The following is a 24,368-nucleotide window of genomic DNA, read 5'->3' as shown; positions in this document are numbered from 1 at the left end:
CCGGCTCACCATTCGATGCCCCGCTGACCCTTCTGCCCCGCGTCCATGGGGTGCTTGACCTTCGTCATGTCCGTCACCAGGTCGGCGTGGTCCAGCAGCGGCTGGGGGGCGCCGCGCCCGGTGATGACGACGTGCTGCGTACCGGGGCGGTCGCGCAGCACCGACACCACCTCCTCGGTGTCGATCCAGCCCCACTTCAGCGGGTAGGCGAACTCGTCGAGCACCAGCAGCTTGTAGGTCTCCGCGGCGAGGTCCCGCTTGACCTGCTCCCAGCCCTCGCGCGCCGCGTCCTCACTGGAGGCGATGTCGCGCTGCACCCAGGACCAGCCCTCGCCCATCTTGTGCCAGGCGACGGTGCCGCCCTCGCCGGAGTCGCCGAGCACCTTCAGCGCCCGCTCCTCGCCGACCTTCCACTTCGCCGACTTCACGAACTGGAACACCCCGACCGGCCAGCCCTGGTTCCAGGCGCGCAGCGCCAGCCCGAAGGCGGCGGTGGACTTGCCCTTGCCCTGGCCGGTGTGGACGAAGACCAGCGGGCGGTTGCGGCGCTGGCGGGTGGTGAGCCCGTCGTTCGGTACGACGGACGGCTGTCCCTGCGGCATTACGCGGCCTTCCTGTTGGCGTGATCGGTCCTGTTGCCCTGCACGGTCCGTACGAGCGCGGAGACGCTGTCCGCGCGCAGCTCGTCGAGGGTGACGGCCGTGCCCTGCAGATCCCGGGCCAGTTCGCCCGCGAGCCCCAGCCGCACCGGGCCCGCCTCGCAGTCCACGACCACCGAAGCGGTGCCCTCGGCGGCCAGCAGCCGGGCGGCGCGGGCGGCCCGCGCGACCGGCTCGGGGCCGCCGGTCGCCCGCCCGTCGGTGACCACCACCAGCAACGGGCGGCGCGAGGCGTCCCGCATCCGCTCCACCCGCAGCACCTCGTGGGCCCGCAGCAGCCCCTCCGACAGCGGCGTCCGGCCGCCGGTCGGCAGCTGCTCCAGGCGCGCGGCACCCGCCTCGACCGACGACGTCGGGGGCAGCGCCAGCTCGGCGCCGGCGCCCCGGAAGGTGATCATGCCGATCTTGTCGCGCCGCTGGTAGGCGTCCAGCAGCAGCGAGAGCACCGCGCCCTTGACCGCGCTCATCCGCTTGCGCGCCGCCATCGAACCGGACGCGTCCACGACGAACAGCACGAGATTGCCCTCGCGGCCCTCGCGCACCGCCTCGCGCAGATCGTCCCTGCGCACGACCAGGCCGCTGCCCCGCCGCCCGCGCGCGTGCTGATGCGGGGCCGCGGCCTGCACGGTCGCGGCCAGGTGCAGCTTGCCCAGGGCGCCCCGGGGGCGCCGGGCCCCGGTCGTCCGGCCGTGCGCGGTACGGGCACGGGAGCGGCGGCCGTCGGCGCCCTCGCCCAGGCCCGGTACGTCCAGCCGGCGCGTCCGGAACGGCTCGGCGGCCCCGACGGCCGGCTTCTCACCGGCCGCGCCCGCCTGCGGCCGGGGCTCGGGCTCGGACGTCTCGGGCGCCTGGGGGGACTCGGGGGCCTGCGGGGCCTGGCGCTCCTGCTGGTGCGGCAGTTCGGCTTCCGGCTGCTGCGGCGACTCCTGCGGCCCGCCCTCCTGCGGCGGCGGCGCACCGCCCGGACCGCCCCCGTCGGGGCCGCCGTCCGGACCGTCCGGCTCCGGATCGTCCTCGCCGTCCGCGCCCTCGTCCGCCCCGCCGAACTCCTCCAGCGTCCGGTCGAGCTTGTCCTCGTCCAGGCCGGGGGCGTCGAACGGATTGCGGCGCCGACGGTGCGGCAGCGCCAGCAGCGCCGCCTGCCGGACGTCCTCCTCCCGGACGTCCGTGCGCCCCGCCCAGGCGGCCAGCGCCGTGGCGGTGCGCGCCATCACGATGTCCGCGCGCATCCCGTCCACCTCGAAGGCGGCACAGGTCGCCGCGATCTGGCGGAGCGCCGCGTCCCCCAGCACCACGCTCGGCAGCAGCTCCCGGGCGGCGCTGATGCGCCCGCGCAGCCCGTCCTCCTCGGCCGCCCAGCGCGCCGCGAAGCCGGCCGGATCGGCGTCATAGGCCAGCCGCCGGCGGACCACCTCCACCCGCTGCTCCGGCTCGCGCGAGGCCGCGACCTCGACCGTGAGCCCGAACCGGTCCAGCAACTGCGGCCGCAGCTCACCCTCTTCGGGGTTCATGGTGCCCACGAGCAGGAAGCGGGCCGCGTGCCGTACGGAGACGCCCTCGCGCTCGACGTAGGAGGCGCCCATGGCGGCGGCGTCCAGCAGCAGGTCCACCAGGTGGTCGTGGAGGAGGTTGACCTCGTCGACGTACAGGATGCCGCGGTGCGCGTCCGCCAGCAGTCCCGGCTCGAAGGCCTTCACGCCCTCCGACAGGGCCCGCTCGATGTCCAGCGCGCCGACCAGCCGGTCCTCTGAGGCGCCGACGGGCAGCTCGACCATGCGCGTCGGGCGCTGCTCGACGGCGCCCGGCTCGTGCGGCCCGTCAGGGCAGCCGGGGTCGGGGGCGGCCGGCGCGCAGGCGAAGCGGCAGCCGCCGACCACGTCGACCGCCGGCATCAGGGCCGACAGCGCGCGGACCGCGGTGGACTTGGCGGTGCCCTTCTCGCCGCGCACCAGCACCCCGCCGACCGCGGGGCTCACCGCGTTCAGCAGCAGCGCCAGCCGCAGATCGTCCATCCCGACGACCGCGGTGAAGGGGTACTGCGGGGTCGTGTTGTGCACCGTTGTCATGCCTTGTCATCCTCCACGTCGCCGGCCCGATCCGTCCCATGCGTACCCCTCACGGCGCCCCCGGAGGCACGAACGGCAGCCCCTCCGGCACCCCTTGCTCGATCAGCCGCCACAGCGCGTCCGTGTCCGCGTGCTCCTCGATCAGATCGCCCAGCCGGTCCAGCTGCTCCTCGCGCAGCGCGGCGAAGCTCGTGTCGGGGGCCGGGACGAAGGCCCGCCCCGCGTCGGCCGCCACCCGCCGCAGGAACGCCCGGCGGAAGCCGTCGCTCTCCAGCGAGCCGTGCCAGTGCGTGCCCCACACGGAGCCGACCCGGCAGCCGTCCAGGCCGCGCCCTTGGTCATCGGAGAAGAACGCCTCGTCGCCGCCGGTCACTTCGGCGACGCCGTGGTGGATCTCGTACCCCTCCACCGGCTCGCCCAGCGCCTGCCCGACCGGCCGCGCGAGGGTCTTCTCCGCCGCGAACCGCACCCGTACGGGCAGCAGCCCCAGCCCCTCGACCGTGCCCGCCTTCGACTCGACCTCGTCCTCGATGCGCTCGCCCAGCATCTGGAAGCCGCCGCAGACGCCCAGCACCGGGCGGCCCTCGGCGGCCCGCCGGGCGATCGCGTCCGCCAGGCCGCGCTCGCGCAGCCACGCAAGCGCCCGGACGGTGCCCCGGGTCCCCGGCAGCACCACCAGGTCCGCGTCGGCCAGCTCCTCGACCCGGTCCACGAACCGCACCACCACGCCGGGTTCGGCGGCCAGCGCGTCCACGTCCGTGAAGTTCGACATCAGCGGTACGGCGGCGACCGCGACCCGCAGCACATCGGCGCCGTGCGGCGGCGCCACCACGCTCTCGCGCACCGCGCCGCGCAGCGAGACCCGCAGGCCGTCCTCCTCGTCGATGCCCAGCCCGTGCGCGAACGGCAGCACGCCCAGCGTCGGCCGCCCGCTCAGCCGCCGCATCATCTCCAGGCCGGGCTCCAGCAGCGTCACATCGCCCCGGAACTTGTTGACGAGGTACCCCGCGACCAGCGCCTGGTCCTCCTTCGACAGCAGCGCGACGGTGCCGAAGAAGGACGCGAACACCCCGCCGCGGTCGATGTCGCCGACCACGACGACCGGTATCCGGGCGGCCCGGGCGATGCCCATGTTGACGATGTCGGTGCGCCGCAGGTTGATCTCGGCGGGGCTGCCGGCGCCCTCGCAGATCACCGCGTCATGGGTACGCCGCAGCTCGGCCAGGCAGTCGGTCACCGTGCCGAGCAACTGCTCCCGCCGGCCCGCATACGGCGTTCCCCCGGGGGACGACCCCCCGAAATACCCACGGGCACTGAGCTCACCGACCGGCTTGCCCAGCAGCACCACCTGGCTGCTGCGGTCGCCGCCCGGCTTGAGCAGCACGGGGTTCATCAGCGCGGTCGGCTCCACCCGCGCCGCGGCGGCCTGCATCGCCTGGGCCCGGCCGATCTCCGCGCCCTCGCGCGTGACGAACGAGTTCAGCGACATGTTCTGCGCCTTGAAGGGCGCCACCCGCACGCCCTGCCGCACCAGCCAGCGGCAGATCCCCGCCGTGACCACGCTCTTGCCGGCGTCCGACGTCGTACCGGCCACCAACAGGCCCCCGCCGACGGTCCCGCCGGACGCCTTGCTCCGCCCGTTCACCGGCTCTTCCTCCCGCTCCCGCGGCGCGCCGCCGCGCTTCTGTGCCGCACCGCGCCCGCCACCAGCCGCCCCGCCACCGTCGTCGCCAGCGCCAGCGCGCTCACCTTCCGCGACAGCCGTACCGCCCGCTCGATGTCGCCGGCCGCGACCGGCCTCGCCCCGCCGTTGAGCACCGGGCGGTGCTCGACCCGCCCGGCGTACGCCAGCGTGCCGCCCAGCCGTACGCCCAGCGCACCCGCGAACGACGCCTCCACCGGGCCCGCGTTGGGACTCGGGTGCGCCCCGCCGTCCGCCCGCCAGGCCCGCAGCGCGCCACGCCGGTCGGGGCCGGCGAGCACGGCCAGGGCGGCGGTCAGCCGGGAGCCGGGCCAGCCGGCGAGGTCGTCGAGCCGGGCCGAGGCCCAGCCGAAGCGGCGGTAGCGCGGCGACTTGTGACCCACCATCGCGTCCAGCGTGTTCACCGCCCGGAACGCCACCAGGCCGGGCACCCCGCCGAGCGCGCCCCACACCAGGGCACCCACCACCGCGTCCGAGGTGTTCTCGGCGACCGACTCCACCACCGCACGGGCCAGCTGCGGCCCGTCCAGCGCCTGCGGATCACGCCCGCACAGATGCGGCAGCCGCTCCCGCGCCACGTCCAGGTCGCCCGCCGTGAGCGCCCCGCCGACGGCCCGTGCCTCCCGGCCCAGCGAGGTGCCGCCCAGCACCGCCCAGACCGTCGCCGCGGTCAACACGACCCGGGCGCCGCGGGAGCGCCCCGCGGCGCGCTGCAACAGGGCGGCCCCGGCGGCCGCACCGCCCGCGCACAGCACGGCATGTGCCGCGCCGTACCCGCGGTGGTCACGCCACAGTCGGCGCTCCACTGCGCCCGCGGCCCGGCCGAACGCGGCCACCGGATGGCCGCGCCGTGGATCCGCCGCGATCAGGTCGGCGAGAAAGCCCAGGGCCGCGCCGCACGCGTATCCCGCGTGTTCGCCGCGCATCGGGTCAGGCCGCCGGGAGGGGCCCTGCGGGGGCGTGCAGTGGTGCTCTCGAAGGGCGGCCGGGCATGGCGGTATGTCCTCACTCAGGGTCCGCGCCCTGGCTCGACGTGACGGCGACAAGAGTCTCCTGGCTCCCGGATCGGCGTGGCCCCCGGCCTTCCAGTCCTGGTACGCCGTCAGGCGTACGCGAGGCGGACCGTGGCCTTCGATGGAGGAACGCTCCCCGGTGACAGTGGCGGGACCGCGCCGGATTCTCACCGGACTTCCTCATCTGTCGCCGATTGGCTCCGGCAGTCCACCACGCCCTGCGAAGGCCCGTCAACTCGTCCTTGACCTGCGACGCTGCCCCGTGGCAGGCGCTGTGGCACACGCCACAGGGTGGCGGCCGCGTCACAGACGGTTGCCTGTGCCCCTGATCCCACGTCACTATCAGTTGCACGGTGGCGAAGGGGCCGCCGGAAGGGGGCTGGGGGATGCCGGAGAACGCCGGTCATCACGAGATCCGCATCAGGATCACGGGGACGAACAATCCGCAGCAGGACATCGACGACCTCCAGGTGTGGCTGGAGCGCGAACCCTGGCTGAGCCGCCGGGAACACGCCTGGGAGCAGCGGCCGCGCCCCGCCCACGAAGCGGCCGACACCGGCGGTGCCGACTCGGCCGGACCGGGCGACATGGCCGTGGGAGTGGACGACCTGATCCTGGTGATCGTCGGCGCGGTCGCCGCCGAGGTCACCAAGGGGCTGGGCATCGCCCTGCGGGAGTGGCTGCGGCGCCGCAAGGAGGAGCGGGCCGAGGGCGAGGCGCCCGCCGTCGACGCCGGCACGGGCGGTGAGCTGCAGGCGGTCGGCGACACCGAACGCCCCGATCCGGGCGGACCGACGCGCGGGGGCGGCACCGGCGAGGGCTGACCCGGATGTCCGAATACGACGCGCGGGGAAAGATCAACCGGGCGCTGCTGGTCTGTGTCCACGACTACACCACGCTGCCCCGCCTGCCGGCGGTGGAGGACAACGCCCCCGAGCTGCGGCGGGCACTGACCGCCACCGACCTGTTCACCGCCGACGAGGTCACGGTCTGCCGCCCCACGGAGCCCTGGGAGCTGGGGCAGGCACTCAAGACCGCCGCCGACGAGGCGCGCGGTCTGCTGCTGGTGCACTTCTCCGGCCACGGCCGGGTCCGCAGCGACGGCGGCGATCTGCAGCTGATGGTCGGCGCCTCGGTGCCCCGGCAGAGCCACACCACCGTCTCCTGGCAGGACACGGTGCTCTCCTGCCTCGACCACGCACGGGCCGAGCGCATCGTGATCGTCCTGGAGTGCTGCTACGCCGGCAACGCCGACGGGGCCTTCCACTCCCTGCGCAAGCCCATGTCGCTGCTGATGGCCGCCCAGCCCAACCGCCGGATCTTCAGCGGCGACGAACCGGCCGGCGGCAGCCTCTTCACCCGCGCCATGGTGGAGGTCCTCGAACACGGCATCCCCGGCCGGCGCTTCGTCGCCTTCGAGGACCTCGTACGGGAGCTGCGCATCCGGCTCGCCGACGAGCGGACCCCGATGGGCGACGTCTGGGAGCCGCGCTCCGCGAAGCAGAACACCCTCGACGACGTCGTCCTGTCCTTCGCCACCCCCGAGGTCCGGCTGCCGACGCCGCCGCGGGTCCGCTTACGCCGCTGGTTCAACCAGCACCTCCGGCGCCGGCTGCGGCTCCTGCTCGCGCTCGGCACCGTCCTCGCGCTCACCGCCGCCACGCTGATCACCCTGCACGCGCTGCGCCCGCCGCCGGACTGCCCGCCCGCCCTCGAACTGCGGCTGCTCACCGCCCCGGAGGCCGAACCCACCCTGCGCCAGGCCGCCTTCGGCTACGAGATGTCCGAGCGCAACACCCGCCCGCTGCACGGCGAGGACGATCTGCCCGCGGGCTGCCGGCGGGCCCAGATCACCGTCTACTCCGCTGCCAAGGACCAGGTCGACCAGGGCTTCGCCGCCGCCGACCGCTGGCAGGGCCAGGCCCAGGGCACCGGCAAGGATCTCCAGGACGCCAAGGGCACCGACCCGCTCCACCGGCCCGGGCCCCAACCCGACCTGTGGGTCCCCGAATCCACCGCCGACTACGAGGAGGCCCGTCGCGGTATGCCGTCCACCGGATCCCCCGCGACCCTGCACAACACCGGCCCGGTCGCCTACAGCCCGCTGGTCGTCGGCATCCCGGCCACCGAACGGCTCACCGACGTCGAACCCGTCGGCGCCTCCTGGCAGGAACTGCTCACCGGCACCGACAGCGCACACCGCGACCTGCGGCTGCTGCGCCCGAGCCCGGTGCTCTCCGGCACCGGACTGCTGCACACCATCGGCCTCTACCTCGCCAACGACGGCTCGCACATCGACTCGTCCGGCGCCCCCGACCCCGCCCTCGCCGAGAGCGCCGAGCAGCGGCTCTCCGCCCCGGGCAGCCAGTACGCCGGCAGCACCGAGCTGCTGTGCTCGCTGCGCCCCGGCGCCGCCGGGGGCACCCCCGGAACCGTCCGCGGCGCCCGCGCGGCGCCGCTGGTCTCCGAGAAGTCCCTCGCCGACTTCAACCTCGGCCACGCCATCGGCAGTTGCCCCGCCCTGGGCTCCGCGCCGCCCCCCGGCGACCGCTACGCCGCCTACTACCCCAAGAACGTCCCGGCCCTGGACCACCCGCTGATCCGGGTCGACTGGCACGGCGCCGGGGACGCCGCCCCCCGACAGGCCGCGGCCGACCGCTTCGCCGACTGGCTGCGCGCCCCGGACGGCGGACAGCGCGTCCTCACCGAGCACGGCTACCGCGCGGTGCCCGGCAAGCACGGCACGGTGCCCGCGCCCGCCGCCGACTCCCCGCTGCGCAGCAGCCGCGCCAACACCGACCTCGGCGCCCCCGTCGTCCCCTTCACCGCCGGCGCCGACCAGGTCGCCCGGGTGCTGGACGGCTACGACCGGGCACAAAAGTCCAGCCGGCTGCTGATCCTGATGGACGCCTCCACCTCGATGGCCGACGGCGGCAAGCTCCCCGTCGCCCTCGGCGCCGCGGGCCGGGTCCTGGAGATGGTCGGCGACCGCCACACCTACGGCCTGTGGACCTTCCCGGACCGCGCGCATCCGGGTGATCCGGCGGCGGTGCGCCGGGCCGTCCCGCTCGGCACCGCCGATCCGGTGCCCGGCAAGGCCGCACTGGACCGGATCGCGAAGGGGGGAGCGGACGCGCTGGTCGACCACGGCGCCGCGATGGCGGAGGCGCTGACCGTCGCCGTACGGGAGATGAAGAGGTCGGCCGTCGGCCATCAGGCCATCGTGCTGATCCTGGACGAGGACGACGGCGGGCCCGGGCGCGCGGCGGGCGTGGAGCGCACCCTGACCGCGCTGCTGAAGCAGAAGCCCGGGGTGCCGGTTCTGACGCTGGTGATGGGCCGGTCCGGCTGCGACACCTTCGTCCTCCAGGGGCTGGCCGGCGCCTCGAAGGGACAGTGCGTGCCCGGCGGCCCGCAGGCCCCCGATCTGCTGGCCGGACTGGTTGCCTCCATCGGTACCGCGGGCAGGGAGGGCCGGTGAGGACGCCGCGCGCCGCGCTGCCCGCCGCCCTGCTGTGCCTGACCCTGACGGCGGCGGTCGGCGGCTGCACGTCGGGCCCGCAGCCCGGCCCCGAGAAGGGGCCGATCGTCTTCGCCACCGGCAGCGACCTCAGCAGTACGGGCGTCCGCCAGGACCTCATCGAGGCCTTCGAGCGGCGCACCGGCCGCTCGGTGCGGATCGTCAAGCTCCCGGACACCGCCGACGGCCAGCGCAGCCAGCTGCTGGCCGCGGGCCAGTCCGGCAACGGCGACTACGACGTGCTCAACCTCGATGTGGCCTGGACCGCGGAGTTCGCCGAGGCGGGGGTCATCCGCCCCTGGGGCGCGGCCCTGGACGGCGACTTCCTCGACAGCGTGGTCAAGACCGTCGACCACGACGGCAAGATCTGGGGCGTCCCCTTCAACAGCGACGCCGGGCTGCTGTACTACCGCAAGGACCTCCTCCACGAATACGGCTATGACCAACCGCCCTCCAACTGGGGCGAGCTGAAGAACGTGGCCGGCCAGGTGGCCGACGCCTACAACCGCCGGCTCGCCCGCGAAGGCAAGGGCGCCAAGGCCCCCAAGATGTACGGCATGGTGGCCCAGCTGCGGCCCTACGAGGGGCTGACCGTCAACACCCTGGAGTCGGCCTGGGCCAACGGCGGCGACCCGGACGCCCCGAGCTTCACCAAGGGCGAGCAGGTCGGCGCGCTCCAGCAGGGCGTCGCCGACGTCAAGGACCGGCTCGACTCGATCATGCCGCACGAGGCCACGGCGATGGACGAGACGGAGAGCCGCCGCTGGTTCGCCGACGGCCGCGCCCTGTTCATGCGGAACTGGCCGGTGGAGTACGCCTCGGTCGCCGAGAAGCTCACCCCCGGCAAGCAGTTCGCGGTCGCCGAGCTGCCGGCCCGCCCCACCGACGGCAGGCGGATGTCCGTCCTGGGCGGGCAGAATCTGGCGATCTCCGCGGGCAGCCGGCGGCCGGCCGGGGCGCGGGCCCTGATCGAGGCGCTGACCAGCCCGGGCAGCGAACGCTGTCTGCTGGAGCGGGGCTTCGCGGCGACCCGTGACTCGTCGTACCGGGAGGCGGCCAAGGCGCCCGCCTGCCCGCTGCCGCCCGAGCGCGGTGAGCACGGCACGGGGCAGCGGGCGCCGTGGCCCGGCCAGGAGCCGCCGTACACCCGGACGCTGTACGCGGCGCTGCGGGCGGCCCAGCCCCGTCCGCGCAGCTCCCACTACCAGACCTTCAGCAAGGTCGTGCAGATCCGGGTGTCCGAGTACCTCAACAGCCGCGGCGGTACCGCGATCGCCGATGCGCTGGCCCGCGAGGCCGACGAGGCGCTCAGCGGGCGGGGGTGATCCCTTGCGCCCGGCTGTCGGACCGGCACAGGCACGAGGCGCCCGGTGGAAGGCGGCTGCTGCCGCGTTCCACCGGACGCCTCGGGTGTCGTCCGTGTCGCCGTTCGTCCGCCGCCGTGTGGCGGACGCGTCAGCCGGCGACGATCAGATAGATGCCGTACGCCACGGCCGCCGCGCACAGGGCGAAGGCGGCCACCGCACCGGCTCGCGCGCCCGCACCGGGGGCCGTGGCCACCGCGGCCTCGCCCTCCTGGCCCGACGTGCCGGAGGTGCCGACGATGCCGACGGTGAACAGGCCCACGATCCCGACCGTCACCACGAGGCTGACGCCGAAGACCTGGCCGAGAGCTGCCCAGTCGATGCTCATGCAGTTTTCCTTAGGTGAGAGCCGCTAGCGGGTGACCGTCGCGGCCTGGGCGCGCGGGGCGGGAGGGGTGGGGGCGTCGGCGTCGGCCGCCGGCGCGTCGGAGTCCTGGGAGGCGTCGGCCTGCGGGGCCGGCTGGCCGGCCGGCGGCGGGCTGACGGTGCGCAGCGCGGCGGTCACCACGCCCACCGGCTCCGTGGCGGGGCCCTCGTTGACGTTGGTGTGGTCGATGGGCTTGCGCCGGGAGGCCGCCCAGATCGCGCCGCAGATGCCGAGCGCGAGGACCGCCACCGCGGCCACGCCCCAGTCGCCCTGCTTGGCCAGGAAGGCGGCGCCCGCCGCGACCGCACCGGCGGCCGGCAGCGTCAGGGCCCAGGCGGCGACCATCCGGCCGGCCGTGGACCAGCGCACCACGCCGCCCTTGCGGCCCAGGCCCGAACCCATCACGGAACCGGAGCAGACCTGGGTGGTGGAGAGCGCGAAGCCGAGGTGGGAGGAGGCCAGGATGGTGGCCGCGGCGCCGGTCTGGGCGGCGAAGCCCTGCGGCGGCTGGATGTCGGTGATGCCCTTGCCCATCGTGCGGATGATCCGCCAGCCGCCCAGGTACGTGCCGAGCGCGATGGCCAGACCGGCCGAGGCGATGACCCACATCGGCGGGTCGGCGTGCGGGGCGACCACACCGCCGGTGATCAGCGCGAGGGTGATCACACCCATGGTCTTCTGGGCGTCGTTGGTGCCGTGGGCGAGCGAGACCAGGGCGGCCGAGGCGATCTGCCCGGCGCGGTAGCCCTTGGCGGTGTCGGCCTCGGCACGGCCCCGGGCCAGCCGGTAGGTGAGCCGGGTGGCGGCCGTGGCGGCCAGGCCGGCGACGATCGGGGCGGCCACCGCCGGGATCAGGACCTTCATGACCACGGCCCCGCCGTGCACACCGTTCGTACCGACGGAGACCAGCGTCGCGCCGATCAGACCGCCGAAGAGCGCGTGGGAGGAGCTGGAGGGGAGACCCGCGAGCCAGGTCAGCAGGTTCCAGATGATGGCGCCGACCAGGCCGGCGAAGATCACTTCAGGTCTGATGCCCGCACTCTCGTCGATGATCCCGCCGGAGATGGTCTTGGCGACCTCCACCGACAGAAACGCTCCGACGAGGTTCAGTGCCGCTGACATCGCCACCGCGGTCTTGGGTCGCAAGGCGCCGGTGGAAATGGTGGTGGCCATCGCGTTGGCCGTGTCGTGGAAGCCGTTCGTAAAGTCGAACACCAAGGCCGTGACGATCACGATCCCGATGAGAAGCGTGATGTGTTCCATTCACCCAGGCAATCAGTTCGAAGGTCAGTGTCGCTCGGGACCGTACGGAGGGTGGGTGAACGGAAAGTGAACTGGGACGGGCGCGGCGATGACGCGCCCGCAGTGTTCACGCGGAGGTGTATCTCACGTCACTTCCGCATCACCCGTCGGCGAACTTCTTGAGGTATGCCAGCTGGAGCCGGACCCGTCGCACGGGCCCAGGTCGTCCCGGTGGTCGCCGCGGAGCCGAGGAGGCGCGCGGAGGGCTCTGCCGTGGAGCCGGGTGCAGGGCAATTCGTTTCGACGTTAACGGATGATCGTCGCAAGACGGTTTAAATCCGGCCAATCGCCCGCAGTGTCATAGTTATCCCCAAATGGCGGATAGCGGACCGGTGGGCCCCCGGCGTACCCTTCCCCCGCCCGCTCGTACGGTGACGCGGACCGCATCCGCATTCGCCGCACCGCGCCGGAGGACCCATGAAGGACCACCCCGACCAGCTCGCCGCCGCCTGGAGCGAACTGGTCGCCACCGCCCGCACAACCGTCGCCGACGGGCTGGTCGTCGGCACCTCGGGCAATGTCTCCCGCCGGCTGAAGGACCTGGTCCTGGTCACCCCCAGCGGCGTCCCCTACGACCGGCTCGGGCCCGGCGACACCACCGCCGTGGACCTCGAAGGGCGCCAGATCATCGGCGCCCTCCGGCCGACCAGCGAACTCCCCATGCACCTGGCGGTCTACCGCAGCACCACGGCCACCGCCGTCGTCCACACCCACGCCCCGCACGCCACCGCCGTCTCCACCCTCGTCACCGAACTCCCGCCGATCCACTACATGGCCGCGGCGCTCGGCGGCCCGGTACGCGTCGCCCCCTACGCCCTCTACGGCAGCGACGAGCTCGCCGCCCACCTGCTCGAAGCGCTCCGCGACCGCACCGGCGCGCTGCTGCAGAACCACGGCACCCTCACCTACGGCGACAGCCTCGACCAGGCACTGGACCGCACCGCCCAACTGGAGTGGATGTGCCGGGTCTGGCTCACCGCGCAGTCCGTGCCGGGGCGCGCCCCGAGCCTGCTGTCGGCCGGCGAGCTGGCGGAGGCCGGCGAGCGGCTGCGCGGCTACGGCCAGCGCCGGGACTGAAGGCCGCCGCCGCGGCCGCCGTCCGCACCGCGTCCGGCGCCCGCCCTCCCGCCTGGCCCGCCGTCCGCCGACCCGCCGAGTGGCCGCACCCGGGACCGCTGCGCACACTGGTGTGGTGCGTCTGGGTACCGCGGCGGCCGTGGCCGCCGCCACCGTGATCGGTGCCGGGGCGGCCGCCGTGGCGGTCGGCCGGTACGCCGGCGACGTCGCCCTGAAACCCTCGCCCGACCACCCCCTCCCCGGCGACTCCCGCCTCACGGTGCACTCCGCCACCGACGAGCGCATCGCCCTCACCCGCAGCCTGGTCTCCCTGCGGCCCGGCACCTACGGCCTCACCGGCTCGGGCTGCCACGCCGTGGTCGGCTCCGTCGTCCACGGCGCCCCGCACCCCGTCGACGCCGTCGTACGCCGCCTGGAGCGGGTCACCCACGGCAGCCTCAAGCCGGGCAAACGGATGCGGCTCACCCCGCAGGTGCACATCGGCAACCCCCGCGACGCCCTGGGCCTCGACTGCGCCGATGTCGACATCCCCGGCGAACTGGGCCCCCTCCCGGCGTGGTTCGTCCCCGCCGTACGCGACACCTGGGTCATCACCGCGCACGGTCTGGGCACCACCCGCGAGCACCCCATGGTCGTGATGCCGTTCCTGCACCGCCACCGGCTGCCCGTACTGGACCTGGCCTACCGCAACGACCTCGGCGCCCCGCGCACCGCCGACGGCATCAACCACCTCGGCCACACCGAATGGCGCGATCTGGACGCCGCGATCCGCTACGCGGTCCGCTACGGCGCCCGGGACATCGTGCTCTACGGCTGGTCCGTCGGCGCGACCATGGCGCTGCGCGCCGCCGCCCACTCCGCGCTGCGCGACCGGATCAGCGGACTGATCCTGGACTCACCCGTCCTCGACCGGCACGCCACGGTCCGTGCGCTGGCCGCCGCCCGGGGAGCCCCGCGGGCCCTGCTGCCGCTGGTCGTACGGGCCGCCGAGGGCGCCACCGGGATGCCCGTGGACCGGCCGGCCGACGCCGCCGACCCGGCCGAGCTGAACGTCCCCACGCTGCTCTTCCACGGCCCCGACGACCTGATCGCCCCCTGGGCGGCCTCCCGCTCCTTCGCCGCCCGCCGTCCGGAGCTGGTCACCCTTCAGGCGGTGCCGCACGCCCCGCACGCCGCGATGTGGAACGCCGACCCCAGCGGCTACGAGGAGGCGCTGCGCCGCTTCCTCACGCCCTTGATGTAGCGCCGCCCGCCCCGTCCCCGGCGGCGCGGCCTTGGTGACGCCCGGGCGTACGGGGGGACAACTCCCCACATCCAGGATGGGTCGGCGCGACGACGCCGCTCCACTAGATCGCAAGCCGGGTTCCGATTGGGCTTTCGGGCCGTCAGCGGCAAGACTGCTCCTGTGACGTCCCGTACTCCGCGCGACTCCCGGCTCCGACTCGTCCCCCGTCAACCGGTTGCGGCCGCCCGCCGGGCGGTGACAACCCGGGCCAAGCGCCCGGCACCCCGCCCGCCCGAGGGCACCCCGCCGCCCGCGGAGCTGGCCCGGCAGGCCCGCGCCGTGCTGGCCGGTGCGGCCCGGCTCGCCCGCTGGGCCGACAGCGTCGGTGGCGCCGGCGGCAGTCTGCGGGCCGGCCCGGACGGGGCGCTGCCGACGGCCGCCGTGGAACGCGCCGCCGAAGCCCTCGGCCTGACGCCGCAGCAGGTCCGCGTCGACTGGGACCGGGCCCGGCTCGCCGGACTCGTCGAACTCCACGACGGCCTCGCCCGGCCCGGCTGGCGGCTGCGGGCCTGGGACCGCGACGACACGGCCGTGCTGCGCGGCTGGGTCGCGCTCTTCGACGCCTGGTCGCTGGCCTGCCCCACTCCTGCCGGCGCCGGTCCCGCCATCGTCGCCGAAGTCGTCGAGGCGCTGCCGCAGCTGCTGTCCCTGCTGCATCTGTCGGCCGGGCCCGTCCGGCTGCCGGTGCTGCTCGACATGCTCGAACAGCGCGTCAGCGAACTGCGCACGGAGCGCTGCGAGGTCCCCTACGGGCAGGAACCCGGCAACTGCGAGGGCACCGGCACGGCCGGGGCGGCGGGACCGGCCGACGACGCCGCGGGGGCGTCGCTGGCCGAACTGCTGGGCTGGGCGCTGGACGCACTGCTGACCGTCGGCGCGCTGGTGCCGCCGCACGGCGCGGGGGGCCGCTCCCGCGAGGGCGGGTCCTTCGACGGCGGATACGGCGACGCCTACCAGGGAGCCCACGACGCGTCCGAGGCGCAGCTGACGCCGCTCGGCAACTGGTCGGTGTGGGTCAAGCTGGAGCAGATCTGCGTCGCCGCGCAGAGCCCGGCCGGCCATATCGAGCAGTCCGCGGAGGCGATGCTGCGCGGCTGCGCCCGGCTGACCCCGGGACCGGCCCGCGCCGAATACCGCGCCTGGCTCGCCGCCCGCTCCGTCGGCTCGGCCGTCGAGGAACTGCTGACCGTGGCCCGAGGCGAGGACGCGCTGCTGCGCGGCCTGGCCTTCGAGGCGCTGCGCGCGGTCGGCGCACCGGCCGAGCCCGCCGTGCGCGCCGCCGCCGACGAGCCCGGCCTTCGCCCCTACGCCCTGCTGTGGCTGGTCGAGCACGAGGGCGGCGACCCGGAGACCGCGCCCGACGTGCTCACCCGCGAGGAGTCGACCTGGCTGTGGGTGGACACCGCGGCGGCGGTCGCCGACCACGGTGAGACCCAACTGCTGGTGCGCCACCTCGACTCGGCGGTCCAGGGCTCCGTGCCGCGCCTCCTTGCGGAGGTGCGCGCCGTCGGACACCCCCGCACCGTCCAGGTGCTGGTCGCGCTGGCCGCGGCCCACCCCGATCCGGCACTGGCCAAGGCCGTCCGCCGGGCGGCGTTCCAGGTCCACACCGGCGGCGCCTGACCCGGGACGGCGTGCGGGGCCGGGCCGCGGCTCAGGCCCCGCCGCCGCCCGGGGCGTAGGTGCCGAAGCTCCAGATGTTGCCCTCGGCGTCCCTGGCCATGTAGTCCCGGGAGCCGTAGTCCTGGTCGGTGGGCGGCATCAGGATCTCCACACCGGCCTGCTCGGCCCGTTTGAAGTGCGCGTCGGCGTCCTCGACCACGACGTAGACACCGGCCGGGCCGGCGTCGCCCATCGCCGTGTCGAAGATGCCGCCGCGGCCCTTCGAGCCGAGCATCACCACGCCGTTGCCGTAGGAGAGTTCGGCGTGCAGCACCATGCCGTCCTCGCCCTCGTACTTGGCGCCGACGGTGAAGCCGAAGGCCTCCGTCAGCTGCTCGATGGCGGCCTGGGCATCCCTGTAGAGCACCGTCGGACACATCGTCGGTGCGCCCGTCGTCGCGCCTGCCATGGTGATCACCGACCCCTTCCTGAGCGTCGAGTTGCGGATCGAACAGCTCTGAGTGACCCGACTCACAGTCTCGCACCGGGGTCTGACAACGCCCGGCCCGCGCCGGCCGGCCGCCCGCCCGGCTCCCCGGCCGAACGGGGGACGCGCCGCCGGCCGCCCGCCGTGTCGCCCCGGAGCGCTCCCCGGGCCCCTTCGTCCGTCGCTACGCTCGTCGCTCGACCGGCAGATATCCGACGATCTCCGACGAAGGGGACCCGGGTGTCCACACCTCCCACCGCCCCCGGCGGGCGCATCGGGCGCGGCCTGTGCCCCGTGGCCGTCCCCCTCGTCGCCGCCCTCCTCACCCTGCCGTCGGCCACCGCCGCCCGCGCTCCCGCCCCGCACGGCGACCGCCGCACCGTCGCGCCCGACGCCCTGCCCGGTGACGGCGAGGCGCGCCGGAAGCCGCCGGTCCCCGTCGCCGAGCGGGGCCGGCCGGTCGCCGTGGACGCCTCCGGGCAGGTCGCCGCGGGGCGCACCCCGACGGGCGGCGCCCCCGGTGGCGGTCCGGAAAAACTACTTGCACCGGCCCGTTAGACTGCCTCCCATGGCAGTTCTCCTTTGGGTTCATTAGACGGCGCAGCCCGCTCTCGGACCGTCCCGTCCAATCCGCCGTCTTCCTGCCCTGGAGCTTTTTCCGTGATCACCGCCTCCGGCCTCGAGCTGCGCGCCGGCGCCCGCGTCCTCATCGAGTCCGCTTCCTTCCGTATCGCCAAGGGCGACCGCATCGGCCTCGTCGGCCGTAACGGCGCCGGCAAGACCACCCTCACCAAGGTGCTGGCCGGCGAGGGCATCCCCGCCGCGGGCACGGTCACCCGCGGCGGCCAGGTCGGCTATCTGCCGCAGGACCCGCGCACCGGCGACATGGACGTGCTCGCCCGCGACCGCATCCTGTCCGCCCGCGATCTGGACACCGTGCTGCGCAAGATGCGCGAGAACGAGGACCGGATGGCCAACGGCAAGGGCGCCACCCGCGAAAAGGCGATGAAGAAGTACGAGCGCCTGGAGACCGAGTTCCTGACCAAGGGCGGGTACGCCGCCGAGGCCGAGGCCGCGACCATCGCCGCCAGCCTGGGCCTGCCCGACCGCATCCTCGGCCAGCCGCTGCACACCCTCTCCGGTGGCCAGCGCCGCCGCGTCGAGCTGGCCCGGATCCTCTTCTCGGACTCCGACACCCTGCTGCTCGACGAGCCGACCAACCACCTCGACGCCGACTCCATCGTCTGGCTGCGCGACTACCTCAAGACCTACCGCGGCGGCTTCATCGTCATCTCGCACGACGTCGACCTGGTCGAGACCGTCGTCAACAAGGTCTTCTACCTCGACGCCAACCGGTCGCAGATCGACGTCTACAACATGGGCTGGAAGCTCTACCAGCAGCAGCGCGAGGCCGACGAGAAGCGCCGCAAGCGCGAGCGGGCGAACGCCGAGAAGAAGGCCGCGGCGCTCAACTCCCAGGCCGACAAGATGCGGGCCAAGGCCACCAAGACCGTCGCCGCGCAGAACATGGCCAAGCGCGCCGACAAGCTGCTCGCCGGCCTGGATGCGGTACGGGTCTCCGACAAGGTCGCCAAGCTGCGCTTCCCGGACCCGGCGCCGTGCGGCAAGACCCCGCTCACCGCCGAGGGCCTGTCGAAGTCCTACGGCTCCCTGGAGATCTTCACCGACGTCGACCTGGCCATCGACAAGGGCTCCCGGGTCGTCATCCTGGGCCTGAACGGCGCGGGCAAGACCACCCTGCTGCGCCTGCTGGCCGGCGTCGAGCGGCCGGACACCGGCGAGGTCCGCCCCGGCCACGGCCTCAAGCTCGGCTACTACGCCCAGGAGCACGAGACCCTGGACCCGGACCGCACGGTCCTGGAGAACATGCGCTCGGCCGCTCCGGACATGGACCTGGTCGCCATCCGCAAGACGCTCGGCTCGTTCCTGTTCTCCGGGGACGACGTCGACAAGCCCGCCGGGGTGCTCTCCGGCGGCGAGAAGACCCGGCTCGCCCTGGCGACGCTGGTCGTCTCCTCCGCCAACGTCCTGCTGCTCGACGAGCCCACCAACAACCTCGACCCGGCCAGCCGCGAGGAGATCCTCGGCGCGCTGCACACCTTCACCGGTGCGGTGGTCCTGGTGACGCACGACGAGGGGGCGGTGGACGCGCTGCAGCCCGAGCGCATCATCCTGCTGCCGGACGGCGTCGAGGACCTGTGGGGCCAGGACTACGCGGACCTGGTCGCACTGGCCTGACCGGCGCGGCGGCCCGGCGCAGGAGTCACGCGGGCGGTCGGATCAAGCCCGTATGGATCATTCGGCCGACGTGTGATCCATCATCTGAGTGAGAACGGCTCGTACACCGGCGAGCCTGCGGCATCCGGCCGGGCCCGTGGGGCCCGGCCGGTGCTTTTTCGGCCGCATGTCATCTGACCTGCGGCTTCTCGCGGCGCCCCGGGGCCGGTCGGCTCTCGGAACGACCGGAATAAGAGGTTCCGTCCCCCGCGGCCGGGTGTCCGCCGGCGAAGGATGTCGCACCGAACCTTGCGGAATGGGTGGCCAGGAAGCCGGGGAGGGGTGATCATGAGAGTCCAGAGCGCACTTCCCACGAGGAGGCACGGGTGGCCGAGACTCTGAAGAAGGGCAGCCGGGTGACCGGCGCCGCGCGCGAGAAGCTCGCGGCAGACCTGAAGAAGAAGTACGACTCCGGTGCGAGCATCCGGGCGCTGGCCGAGGAAACCGGCCGCTCCTATGGATTCGTGCATCGGATGCTCAGCGAATCCGGTGTGATCCTGCGCGGTCGCGGTGGAGCCACAAGGGGCAAGAAGGCCGCCTCGGCCTGACGGCCGCGCCTTTGGGTACCGCGGTATCCCCCCGGTCGACCGAGCCGTCGACCGGGAGGTTACCGTTCAGTCACTTACGCACGCAGGTGCGGCTGGCTGACTCGGAGGCGCTCATGACTCTGCTCGACAAGGACGGCGTGCGGCTCGACGTGGACGGTGATATCGCCACGGTGACCCTCGCCAACGCGGCCAAGCGCAATGCGCAGTCGCCTGCCATGTGGCGGGCGCTGGCCGAGGCGGGCTCGCTGCTGCCGGGAAACGTCCGGGTCGCGGTGCTGCGCGGTGAGGGCAGGTCCTTCTCCGCCGGTCTGGACCGCCAGGCGTTCACGCCCGAAGGCTTCGACGGCGAGCCGTCGTTCATCGACATGGCGCGCGGCACGGACAGCGCACTGGACGCCACGATCGCCGAGTACCAGGAAGCGTTCACCTGGTGGCGGCGGAACGACCTGGTGTCCATCGCGGCCGTGCAGGGGCACGCCATCGGCGCGGGCTTCCAGCTCGCCCTCGCCTGCGATCTGCGGGTGGTCGCGCAGGACGTGCAGTTCGCCATGCGCGAGACCAGCCTGGGACTCGTACCGGACCTGACCGGCACCCACCCCCTGGTCGGGCTGGTGGGCTACGCCCGGGCGCTGGAGATCTGCGCCACGGGGCGCTTCGTGCACGCCGAGGAGGCCGAGCGGATCGGCCTCGCCAACCTCGTCGTGCCCGGGGACGAGCTCGACGCCGCGGTGGCCGACCTGGCCGCCGCGCTCACCGCCCCGCCCCGGGACGCCGTCATCGAGACCAAGGCCCTGCTGGCCGGCGCCGCCGACCGTACGTACGAGGAGCAGCGCATCGCCGAGCGGGCCGCCCAGGCACGCCGGCTGCGCGATCTCGCGGGCGTGGGGGAGTAGCAGCGGGCGAGTGCCGGCGTCCGCGGCCGGCCGGGCGGCCCGACGGCTCCCGCCCGGCCGCGGCACGCCCGGTACCGCTTCGCCGGTAGCCCCCGTCAGTCCCGCTCCACGGCCGTGACCAGCACCGCGACCGTCGACGGCGCGGCTGGCGCGGCCGCCACCGCCTCCCGTACGGCGTGCGCGACATCCAGCGCGCGGTGACCGGCCGCGATCGCCAGCTGGACCAGCGCATGGCCCTCGGCCAGCCGCACCGGACGTGACGGCCCGCCGAGCGCCGGCGCCAGCCGGGCCACGCCCGTAACCCCCTGCGCGACGGCGGCGATCCCCGCCGGACCCTCCTGCGTCGCACCGGTCCGGTCGCCCGCCGCGGGAGCGGCCACCGGGGGCTCGCCGCGGGGCGGGTGGGGCGCGGGTGCCGCCTCCTCGCCCGCCTCCAGCAGCCCGCTCACCCGCAGATCCACCACGACCACCACCAGCCCCAGGTCCTGGACGGCCGCCTCCAGCAGCGCCGCGCGGACCTGGTCGGCGACGGCGGGCAGCGGCCGGTCGGCGGCCGCGGCTGCCACCTCGAAGTCCGCCTCGATCCGCAGCGGGCCCGGCGGCAACGCGCTCGGCGGCGCCGGCACCGCGGGTTCGGGCGCGTGCCCGGGGTCGGCGACCGACAGCCGCAGCGTGCCGATGCGCACCCCGGCCGGGGTCGCGGCGCCCGCGCGCAGCGCCCCGGCGGCCGCCCGCTCGGTGATCCAGGACCCGTCCGCGGGCCCGCCCAGCGGCAGCACCCGCCCGATCCCGAGCTGCCGGCGCACCGCCTGCGACAACTGGTTCGCGGTCATCGCGCACCCCTTTCTGGGCAGGAGACCCCGGCCCGTCCCGGACGACGTCCCCAGCCTGCCGCAGACCGGCCCGTACGGCAGGCCGGTGTGCCCGGCGGCACCGTGGGGCACTCCACTGCCACATCCCCGGAGCGGTCCCGGGGCACCCGGCCTAGTGTGGTGATCGGAGCGGGCGGCCCGCTTCTCCCCGCGGAAAGGGACACGGCGATGAGCGAGAGCCAGCAGCACGCAGAGGGGGGCAGGGCACCGGTCAAGAGGGGTGGCGGCGACCCCGCGTCCCGTGGGCGCACCACCATCGCCGACGGTGTGGTGGAGAAGATCGCCGGTCTCGCGGCCCGGGACGTCGTCGGCGTGCACGCCATGGGCAGCGGCCTGGCCCGTACGCTCGGCGCCGTACGCGACAAGGTGCCCGGTGGCGGCGGCCGGTCGGCCACCGCGACGCGCGGGGTGAAGGCCGAGGTCGGTGAGGTGCAGACCGCGCTGGACCTGGAGATCGTGGTCGACTACGGCGTCTCCATCGCCGATGTCGCGCGGACCGTCCGGGAGCACGTCATCGCCGCCGTGGAGCGGATGACGGGCCTGGAGGTCGTCGAGGTCAACATCGCGGTCAGCGACGTCAAGCTGCCCGACGAGGCGGACGAAGAAGAGGAAGCCGAACCGCGGCTCCAGTGAGCGGGCCCGTCCGGAGCGGCAGCGAAGGAGCGCACGATGAGCATGGCCGTGGTCGGCCTCTTGGCCGGTATGGCGCTGGGCTTCGCCGGATACTTCGGCGGCTTCGGTGCCTTCGTGGTGGTGGCGGCGCTGGGCCTGATCGGCTTCGTGGCCGGCAAGTTCCTGGACGGGGACCTGGAGGCGGGCGACTTCTTCCGCACCCGCAGCAGCGACCGCGACGACCGGCGGCGGTGAGGCCGGGTGGCGACGGGGCCCGTGCCGGCCGCTGCCGCTGACGTACCGGCGGGCGAGCGGGGCGCGACCAGCATCGCGGACCGGGTGGTGGCGAAGATTGCCGCGCAGGCCGCGCGGGAGGCGCTGCGCGCCGAGTCCCCGCACGGCCGTACGGACGCGCATGCGACGGTGACCGTCCACCGGCGCGAGGACCGCGAGCACCTCGGCGAGGCCCGGGTACGGGTCGCGGTGGAGCTGGGCTACCCCTCGGACATCGGCGCCCAGTGCCGCCTGGTGCGTCGTCACGTCACCGAACGGGTGACGGAGTTGGCGAGCATGGCGGTGCCCGAGGTGGCGGTGGAGGTCGAGCGGCTGCGCTCACCACTGCTGGAGGGCAGGGGCCGGGAGAGGGTGCGATGAGCGACGACGCCGCCGAAGCGCCGGACACCCGGCGCCTGCCCACGCTCGGCGACCAGCCGCCCGACCAGGCTCCGGGCGCGGACGACGGGCCGCCGCCCGCCGGCCCCGACGACGGCCGGACCGGGCGCTGGTGGTCCGCCCGCCGGGTGCCCGCCGCCGTGGTCGCGCTGGTAGTGCTGGGCGCCGCGGGCCTGCTGCTCTACGACGTGGCCGCGGTGCGCGCGCACCGCCCCGCGATGGCCTGGCGCCGGTGGCTCGCCCGCCGACTGGCCACCGTCCCCCTCGACGAGCCCTGGCTCCTGGCCGCCGCCGCGTTGGCGGTGGTCCTCGGCATCTGGCTGATCGTGCTGGCCGTCACCCCCGGTCTGCGCCAGGTGCTGCCGATGCGGCCCGCCGCCCCGGGCATCCGGGCCGGCCTGGACCGGGCGGCCGCCGCACTGGTGCTGCGCGACCGCGCCATGGAGGTCGCCGGGGTCCAGTCCGTACGGATGACCGTCGGCCGCCGCAGGGCCACGGCGCACGCCGTGTCGCACTTCCGCGCGCTGGACGAGGTCCGCGCCGACCTCGACACCGCGCTCGGCGACGGCCTGCGACAGCTGGGCCTGGCCCACGGGCTCGCGCTGACCGTGCACGTCCGGCGCCCGAAGAAGAGGTGAGCGCGATGCGCCAGGTCCGCAGAACGGCCAACCGGGTGCTGATCGGCCTGGCCGGCGTGCTGCTGCTCGGCACCGGCGGGCTGGTGCTGCTCGGCGGGCTCGGCCTGCCCGCGAGGTGGCAGCTGGACCTGCCCGCCGGGTGGCCCTGGCCCGGCCCCGACGGCGTGCTGCTCTCCGCGCACCAGCGCACCCGCTGGACGGACCAGGGCTGGTGGTGGCCGGTCGTCATCGTCGCCCTGGCCGTCCTCGTCGTGCTGATGCTGTGGTGGCTGCTGGTCCAGCTGCGCCGGCACCGGCTGGACGCGATCCTCGTCGACAGCGGCGACGGCGAGGGCGCCCTGCTGCGCGGCAGGGCCCTGGAGGGCGTACTCGTCGCCGAAACGGAGTCCCTGGAGGGCGTCGAACGGGCCGGTGTCCGGCTCACCGGCCGCCGTGGCGAGCCCCGGGTCCGCGCCGTGCTGGCCCTCGCACCGCACGCCGACCCGGGGACCGTCGTTCGGCGCCTGTCGGACGAGACGGTGGCCCACGCCCGCCGCTCCGCCGGGCTCGACCGGCTGCCGGCGAAGGTCCGCCTGCAGGCCGTCAAACACCGGGCGGAGCGGGTCAGTTAGGCACGCCCCGGCGCCGCCCGCTCAGAAGCTGCGCCGGGAACCGCCGTCCACCGGCACCATCACGCCGGTGACGTACGACGCCGCCGGCGACAGCAGGAAGGCGGCGGCGCGGCCGAACTCCTCGGGCTTGCCGTAGCGGCCCAGCGGGATCGCGGCGGAGTTGCGGGCGCGGGAGCCCTCGGGGTCGCCGGAGAGCGCGTCGAGCTGGGTCATCCGGTCGGTGGCGATCCGGCCGGGGATCACGCCGACGACGCGGATGCCGCGCGGGCCCAGCTCGTTGGCGAGCGACTTGGCGAAGCCGGCGAGGCCGGGGCGCAGGCCGTTGGAGATGGTCAGGCCGCTGATCGGTTCGTGCACCGAGCTGGAGAGCACAAAGCCGATCACCCCGCCCTCGTCGAGCTCGGCGGCGGCGGTGCGGGCCAGTCGCACCGCGCCGAGGAAGACCGTCTCGAAGGCCGACTGCCACTGGTCGTCGGTGTTGTCGGCGGCGGTGCCGGGTGCCGGGCCGCCCACGCTGATCAGCACGCCGTCCAGGCGGCCGAAGCGCTCGCGGGCCGCCGCCACCAGGCGCGCCGGGGCGTCGGGGTCGGCGTTGTCGGCCGCCACCCCCAGGGCCCGCTCGCCCAGTTTCGCGGCCGCGGCCGCCGCGCTCTCCTCGGTGCGTCCGGTGAGCACGACGTTGGCGCCGTCGGCGGTCAGCTCGCGGGCGGTGGCGAAGCCCAGGCCGCGGGTCGCTCCGGTGACGATGTACGTCCGGTCGGTGAGTCCAAGATCCATGGC

At 74.7% G+C, this 24,368-nt stretch carries 24 protein-coding genes and 1 riboswitch; of the genes, 15 read left to right on the top strand and 9 right to left on the bottom strand.

Annotation, left to right across the window (positions count from 1 at the left end):
• Positions 1 to 5: 5 nt before the first annotated feature.
• Genes cobO through ACZ5XZ_RS34155 form a run of 4 tightly spaced genes read right to left on the bottom strand, consistent with a single transcriptional unit; the run spans position 6 to position 5,353 of the window.
• A complete protein-coding gene (gene cobO / locus ACZ5XZ_RS34170) occupies positions 6 to 602 on the bottom strand; it encodes a cob(I)yrinic acid a,c-diamide adenosyltransferase (RefSeq protein WP_468985334.1) in 597 nt (198 codons plus the stop codon).
• Positions 602 to 2,725, bottom strand: coding sequence for a putative cobaltochelatase (locus ACZ5XZ_RS34165; protein WP_468985332.1), 2,124 nt, complete (start codon positions 2,723 to 2,725; stop codon positions 602 to 604). Before ACZ5XZ_RS34165 ends, cobO begins: the two co-directional genes overlap by 1 nt.
• Before the next feature lie 49 nt (positions 2,726 to 2,774).
• Complete coding sequence (locus ACZ5XZ_RS34160; protein ID WP_468985329.1) at positions 2,775 to 4,370, bottom strand: cobyric acid synthase; 1,596 nt, start codon at positions 4,368 to 4,370, stop codon at positions 2,775 to 2,777.
• Positions 4,367 to 5,353, bottom strand: coding sequence for a cobalamin biosynthesis protein (locus ACZ5XZ_RS34155; protein WP_468985326.1), 987 nt, complete (start codon positions 5,351 to 5,353; stop codon positions 4,367 to 4,369). The genes ACZ5XZ_RS34160 and ACZ5XZ_RS34155 overlap by 4 nt, the downstream gene beginning before the upstream one ends.
• Positions 5,354 to 5,473: 120 nt before the next feature.
• Positions 5,474 to 5,622, bottom strand: a riboswitch (cobalamin riboswitch).
• 204 nt (positions 5,623 to 5,826) lie between these two features.
• On the opposite strand from ACZ5XZ_RS34155, the gene ACZ5XZ_RS34150 reads away from it, so the two are divergent.
• From ACZ5XZ_RS34150 to ACZ5XZ_RS34140, 3 genes are read left to right on the top strand one after another with little or no spacing between them, the layout of a single operon-like run.
• Positions 5,827 to 6,264: a hypothetical protein gene (locus tag ACZ5XZ_RS34150; protein ID WP_468985324.1), complete on the top strand. Its 438-nt coding sequence runs from the start codon at positions 5,827 to 5,829 to the stop codon at positions 6,262 to 6,264.
• A 5-nt stretch (positions 6,265 to 6,269) separates the two neighbouring features.
• Positions 6,270 to 8,921 carry a caspase family protein gene (locus tag ACZ5XZ_RS34145; RefSeq protein WP_468985322.1) on the top strand — a complete coding sequence of 884 codons (2,652 nt, stop codon included), beginning with the start codon at positions 6,270 to 6,272 and terminating at the stop codon, positions 8,919 to 8,921.
• A complete protein-coding gene (locus tag ACZ5XZ_RS34140) occupies positions 8,918 to 10,285 on the top strand; it encodes an extracellular solute-binding protein (RefSeq protein ID WP_468985319.1) in 1,368 nt (455 codons plus the stop codon). The genes ACZ5XZ_RS34145 and ACZ5XZ_RS34140 overlap by 4 nt, the downstream gene beginning before the upstream one ends.
• Before the next feature lie 130 nt (positions 10,286 to 10,415).
• Here the strand turns inward: ACZ5XZ_RS34140 and ACZ5XZ_RS34135 are convergent, their stop codons facing one another.
• Both ACZ5XZ_RS34135 and ACZ5XZ_RS34130 read right to left on the bottom strand, forming a co-directional pair.
• Positions 10,416 to 10,652, bottom strand: a complete 237-nt coding sequence (locus tag ACZ5XZ_RS34135) for a hypothetical protein (protein ID WP_468985317.1) — start codon at positions 10,650 to 10,652, stop codon at positions 10,416 to 10,418.
• A gap of 24 nt (positions 10,653 to 10,676) precedes the next feature.
• On the bottom strand, positions 10,677 to 11,954 hold the full coding sequence (locus ACZ5XZ_RS34130; RefSeq protein ID WP_468985315.1) for an inorganic phosphate transporter: 1,278 nt from the start codon (positions 11,952 to 11,954) through the stop codon (positions 10,677 to 10,679).
• Between the two features lie 456 nt (positions 11,955 to 12,410).
• Here ACZ5XZ_RS34130 and ACZ5XZ_RS34125 point away from each other — a divergent pair, with 456 nt between their 5' ends.
• The 3 genes from ACZ5XZ_RS34125 to ACZ5XZ_RS34115 all read left to right on the top strand — a co-directional run bounded on the left by ACZ5XZ_RS34125 (position 12,411) and on the right by ACZ5XZ_RS34115 (position 15,978).
• The gene (locus tag ACZ5XZ_RS34125) at positions 12,411 to 13,070 is read left to right on the top strand and encodes a class II aldolase/adducin family protein (protein ID WP_468985312.1); all 660 of its coding nucleotides are present in this window, start codon (positions 12,411 to 12,413) and stop codon (positions 13,068 to 13,070) included.
• Between the two features lie 115 nt (positions 13,071 to 13,185).
• A complete protein-coding gene (locus tag ACZ5XZ_RS34120; protein ID WP_468985310.1) occupies positions 13,186 to 14,313 on the top strand; it encodes an alpha/beta hydrolase in 1,128 nt (375 codons plus the stop codon).
• A gap of 162 nt (positions 14,314 to 14,475) precedes the next feature.
• The gene (locus ACZ5XZ_RS34115; protein WP_468985307.1) at positions 14,476 to 15,978 is read left to right on the top strand and encodes a hypothetical protein; all 1,503 of its coding nucleotides are present in this window, start codon (positions 14,476 to 14,478) and stop codon (positions 15,976 to 15,978) included.
• A gap of 31 nt (positions 15,979 to 16,009) precedes the next feature.
• On the opposite strand, the gene ACZ5XZ_RS34110 is transcribed toward ACZ5XZ_RS34115, so the two are convergent.
• Positions 16,010 to 16,426 (bottom strand): VOC family protein, encoded by a 417-nt coding sequence (locus tag ACZ5XZ_RS34110; protein ID WP_468985365.1) that lies wholly within the window; start codon positions 16,424 to 16,426, stop codon positions 16,010 to 16,012.
• A gap of 258 nt (positions 16,427 to 16,684) precedes the next feature.
• Between ACZ5XZ_RS34110 and ACZ5XZ_RS34105 the strand changes: the two genes are divergently transcribed.
• The 4 genes from ACZ5XZ_RS34105 (at position 16,685) to ACZ5XZ_RS34090 (ending at position 20,183) form a co-directional block, all read left to right on the top strand.
• The gene (locus tag ACZ5XZ_RS34105; protein ID WP_468985305.1) at positions 16,685 to 17,002 is read left to right on the top strand and encodes a hypothetical protein; all 318 of its coding nucleotides are present in this window, start codon (positions 16,685 to 16,687) and stop codon (positions 17,000 to 17,002) included.
• Positions 17,003 to 17,104: 102 nt separating this feature from the next.
• Complete coding sequence (locus ACZ5XZ_RS34100; protein WP_468985302.1) at positions 17,105 to 18,703, top strand: ABC-F family ATP-binding cassette domain-containing protein; 1,599 nt, start codon at positions 17,105 to 17,107, stop codon at positions 18,701 to 18,703.
• A gap of 365 nt (positions 18,704 to 19,068) precedes the next feature.
• Complete coding sequence (locus ACZ5XZ_RS34095) at positions 19,069 to 19,290, top strand: helix-turn-helix domain-containing protein (RefSeq protein ID WP_030366669.1); 222 nt, start codon at positions 19,069 to 19,071, stop codon at positions 19,288 to 19,290.
• 113 nt (positions 19,291 to 19,403) lie between these two features.
• Positions 19,404 to 20,183, top strand: coding sequence for an enoyl-CoA hydratase/isomerase family protein (locus tag ACZ5XZ_RS34090; RefSeq protein ID WP_468985300.1), 780 nt, complete (start codon positions 19,404 to 19,406; stop codon positions 20,181 to 20,183).
• Between the two features lie 95 nt (positions 20,184 to 20,278).
• Here the strand turns inward: ACZ5XZ_RS34090 and ACZ5XZ_RS34085 are convergent, their stop codons facing one another.
• Positions 20,279 to 21,016 (bottom strand): hypothetical protein, encoded by a 738-nt coding sequence (locus ACZ5XZ_RS34085; protein WP_468985297.1) that lies wholly within the window; start codon positions 21,014 to 21,016, stop codon positions 20,279 to 20,281.
• Positions 21,017 to 21,223: 207 nt separating this feature from the next.
• Between ACZ5XZ_RS34085 and ACZ5XZ_RS34080 the strand changes: the two genes are divergently transcribed.
• From ACZ5XZ_RS34080 to amaP, 5 genes are read left to right on the top strand one after another with little or no spacing between them, the layout of a single operon-like run.
• On the top strand, positions 21,224 to 21,688 hold the full coding sequence (locus ACZ5XZ_RS34080) for an Asp23/Gls24 family envelope stress response protein (RefSeq protein ID WP_468985295.1): 465 nt from the start codon (positions 21,224 to 21,226) through the stop codon (positions 21,686 to 21,688).
• Positions 21,689 to 21,724: 36 nt separating this feature from the next.
• Positions 21,725 to 21,922 (top strand): hypothetical protein, encoded by a 198-nt coding sequence (locus ACZ5XZ_RS34075; protein ID WP_384441429.1) that lies wholly within the window; start codon positions 21,725 to 21,727, stop codon positions 21,920 to 21,922.
• 6 nt (positions 21,923 to 21,928) lie between these two features.
• Entirely contained in the window at positions 21,929 to 22,321 is a 393-nt protein-coding gene (locus ACZ5XZ_RS34070) for an Asp23/Gls24 family envelope stress response protein (RefSeq protein ID WP_468985293.1), read from the top strand.
• Entirely contained in the window at positions 22,318 to 22,977 is a 660-nt protein-coding gene (locus ACZ5XZ_RS34065; protein ID WP_468985291.1) for a DUF6286 domain-containing protein, read from the top strand. Before ACZ5XZ_RS34070 ends, ACZ5XZ_RS34065 begins: the two co-directional genes overlap by 4 nt.
• A gap of 5 nt (positions 22,978 to 22,982) precedes the next feature.
• Positions 22,983 to 23,588, top strand: a complete 606-nt coding sequence (amaP, locus tag ACZ5XZ_RS34060; protein WP_468985362.1) for an alkaline shock response membrane anchor protein AmaP — start codon at positions 22,983 to 22,985, stop codon at positions 23,586 to 23,588.
• A gap of 21 nt (positions 23,589 to 23,609) precedes the next feature.
• Here the strand turns inward: amaP and ACZ5XZ_RS34055 are convergent, their stop codons facing one another.
• Complete coding sequence (locus ACZ5XZ_RS34055) at positions 23,610 to 24,365, bottom strand: SDR family oxidoreductase (RefSeq protein WP_468985289.1); 756 nt, start codon at positions 24,363 to 24,365, stop codon at positions 23,610 to 23,612.
• Positions 24,366 to 24,368: the final 3 nt, after the last annotated feature.

It is taken from the genome of Streptomyces sp. NPDC033270 (genome assembly GCF_055576575.1).
Note: the sequence above shows the minus strand (reverse complement) of the source record. Positions and strands in the feature narration are given on the sequence as shown.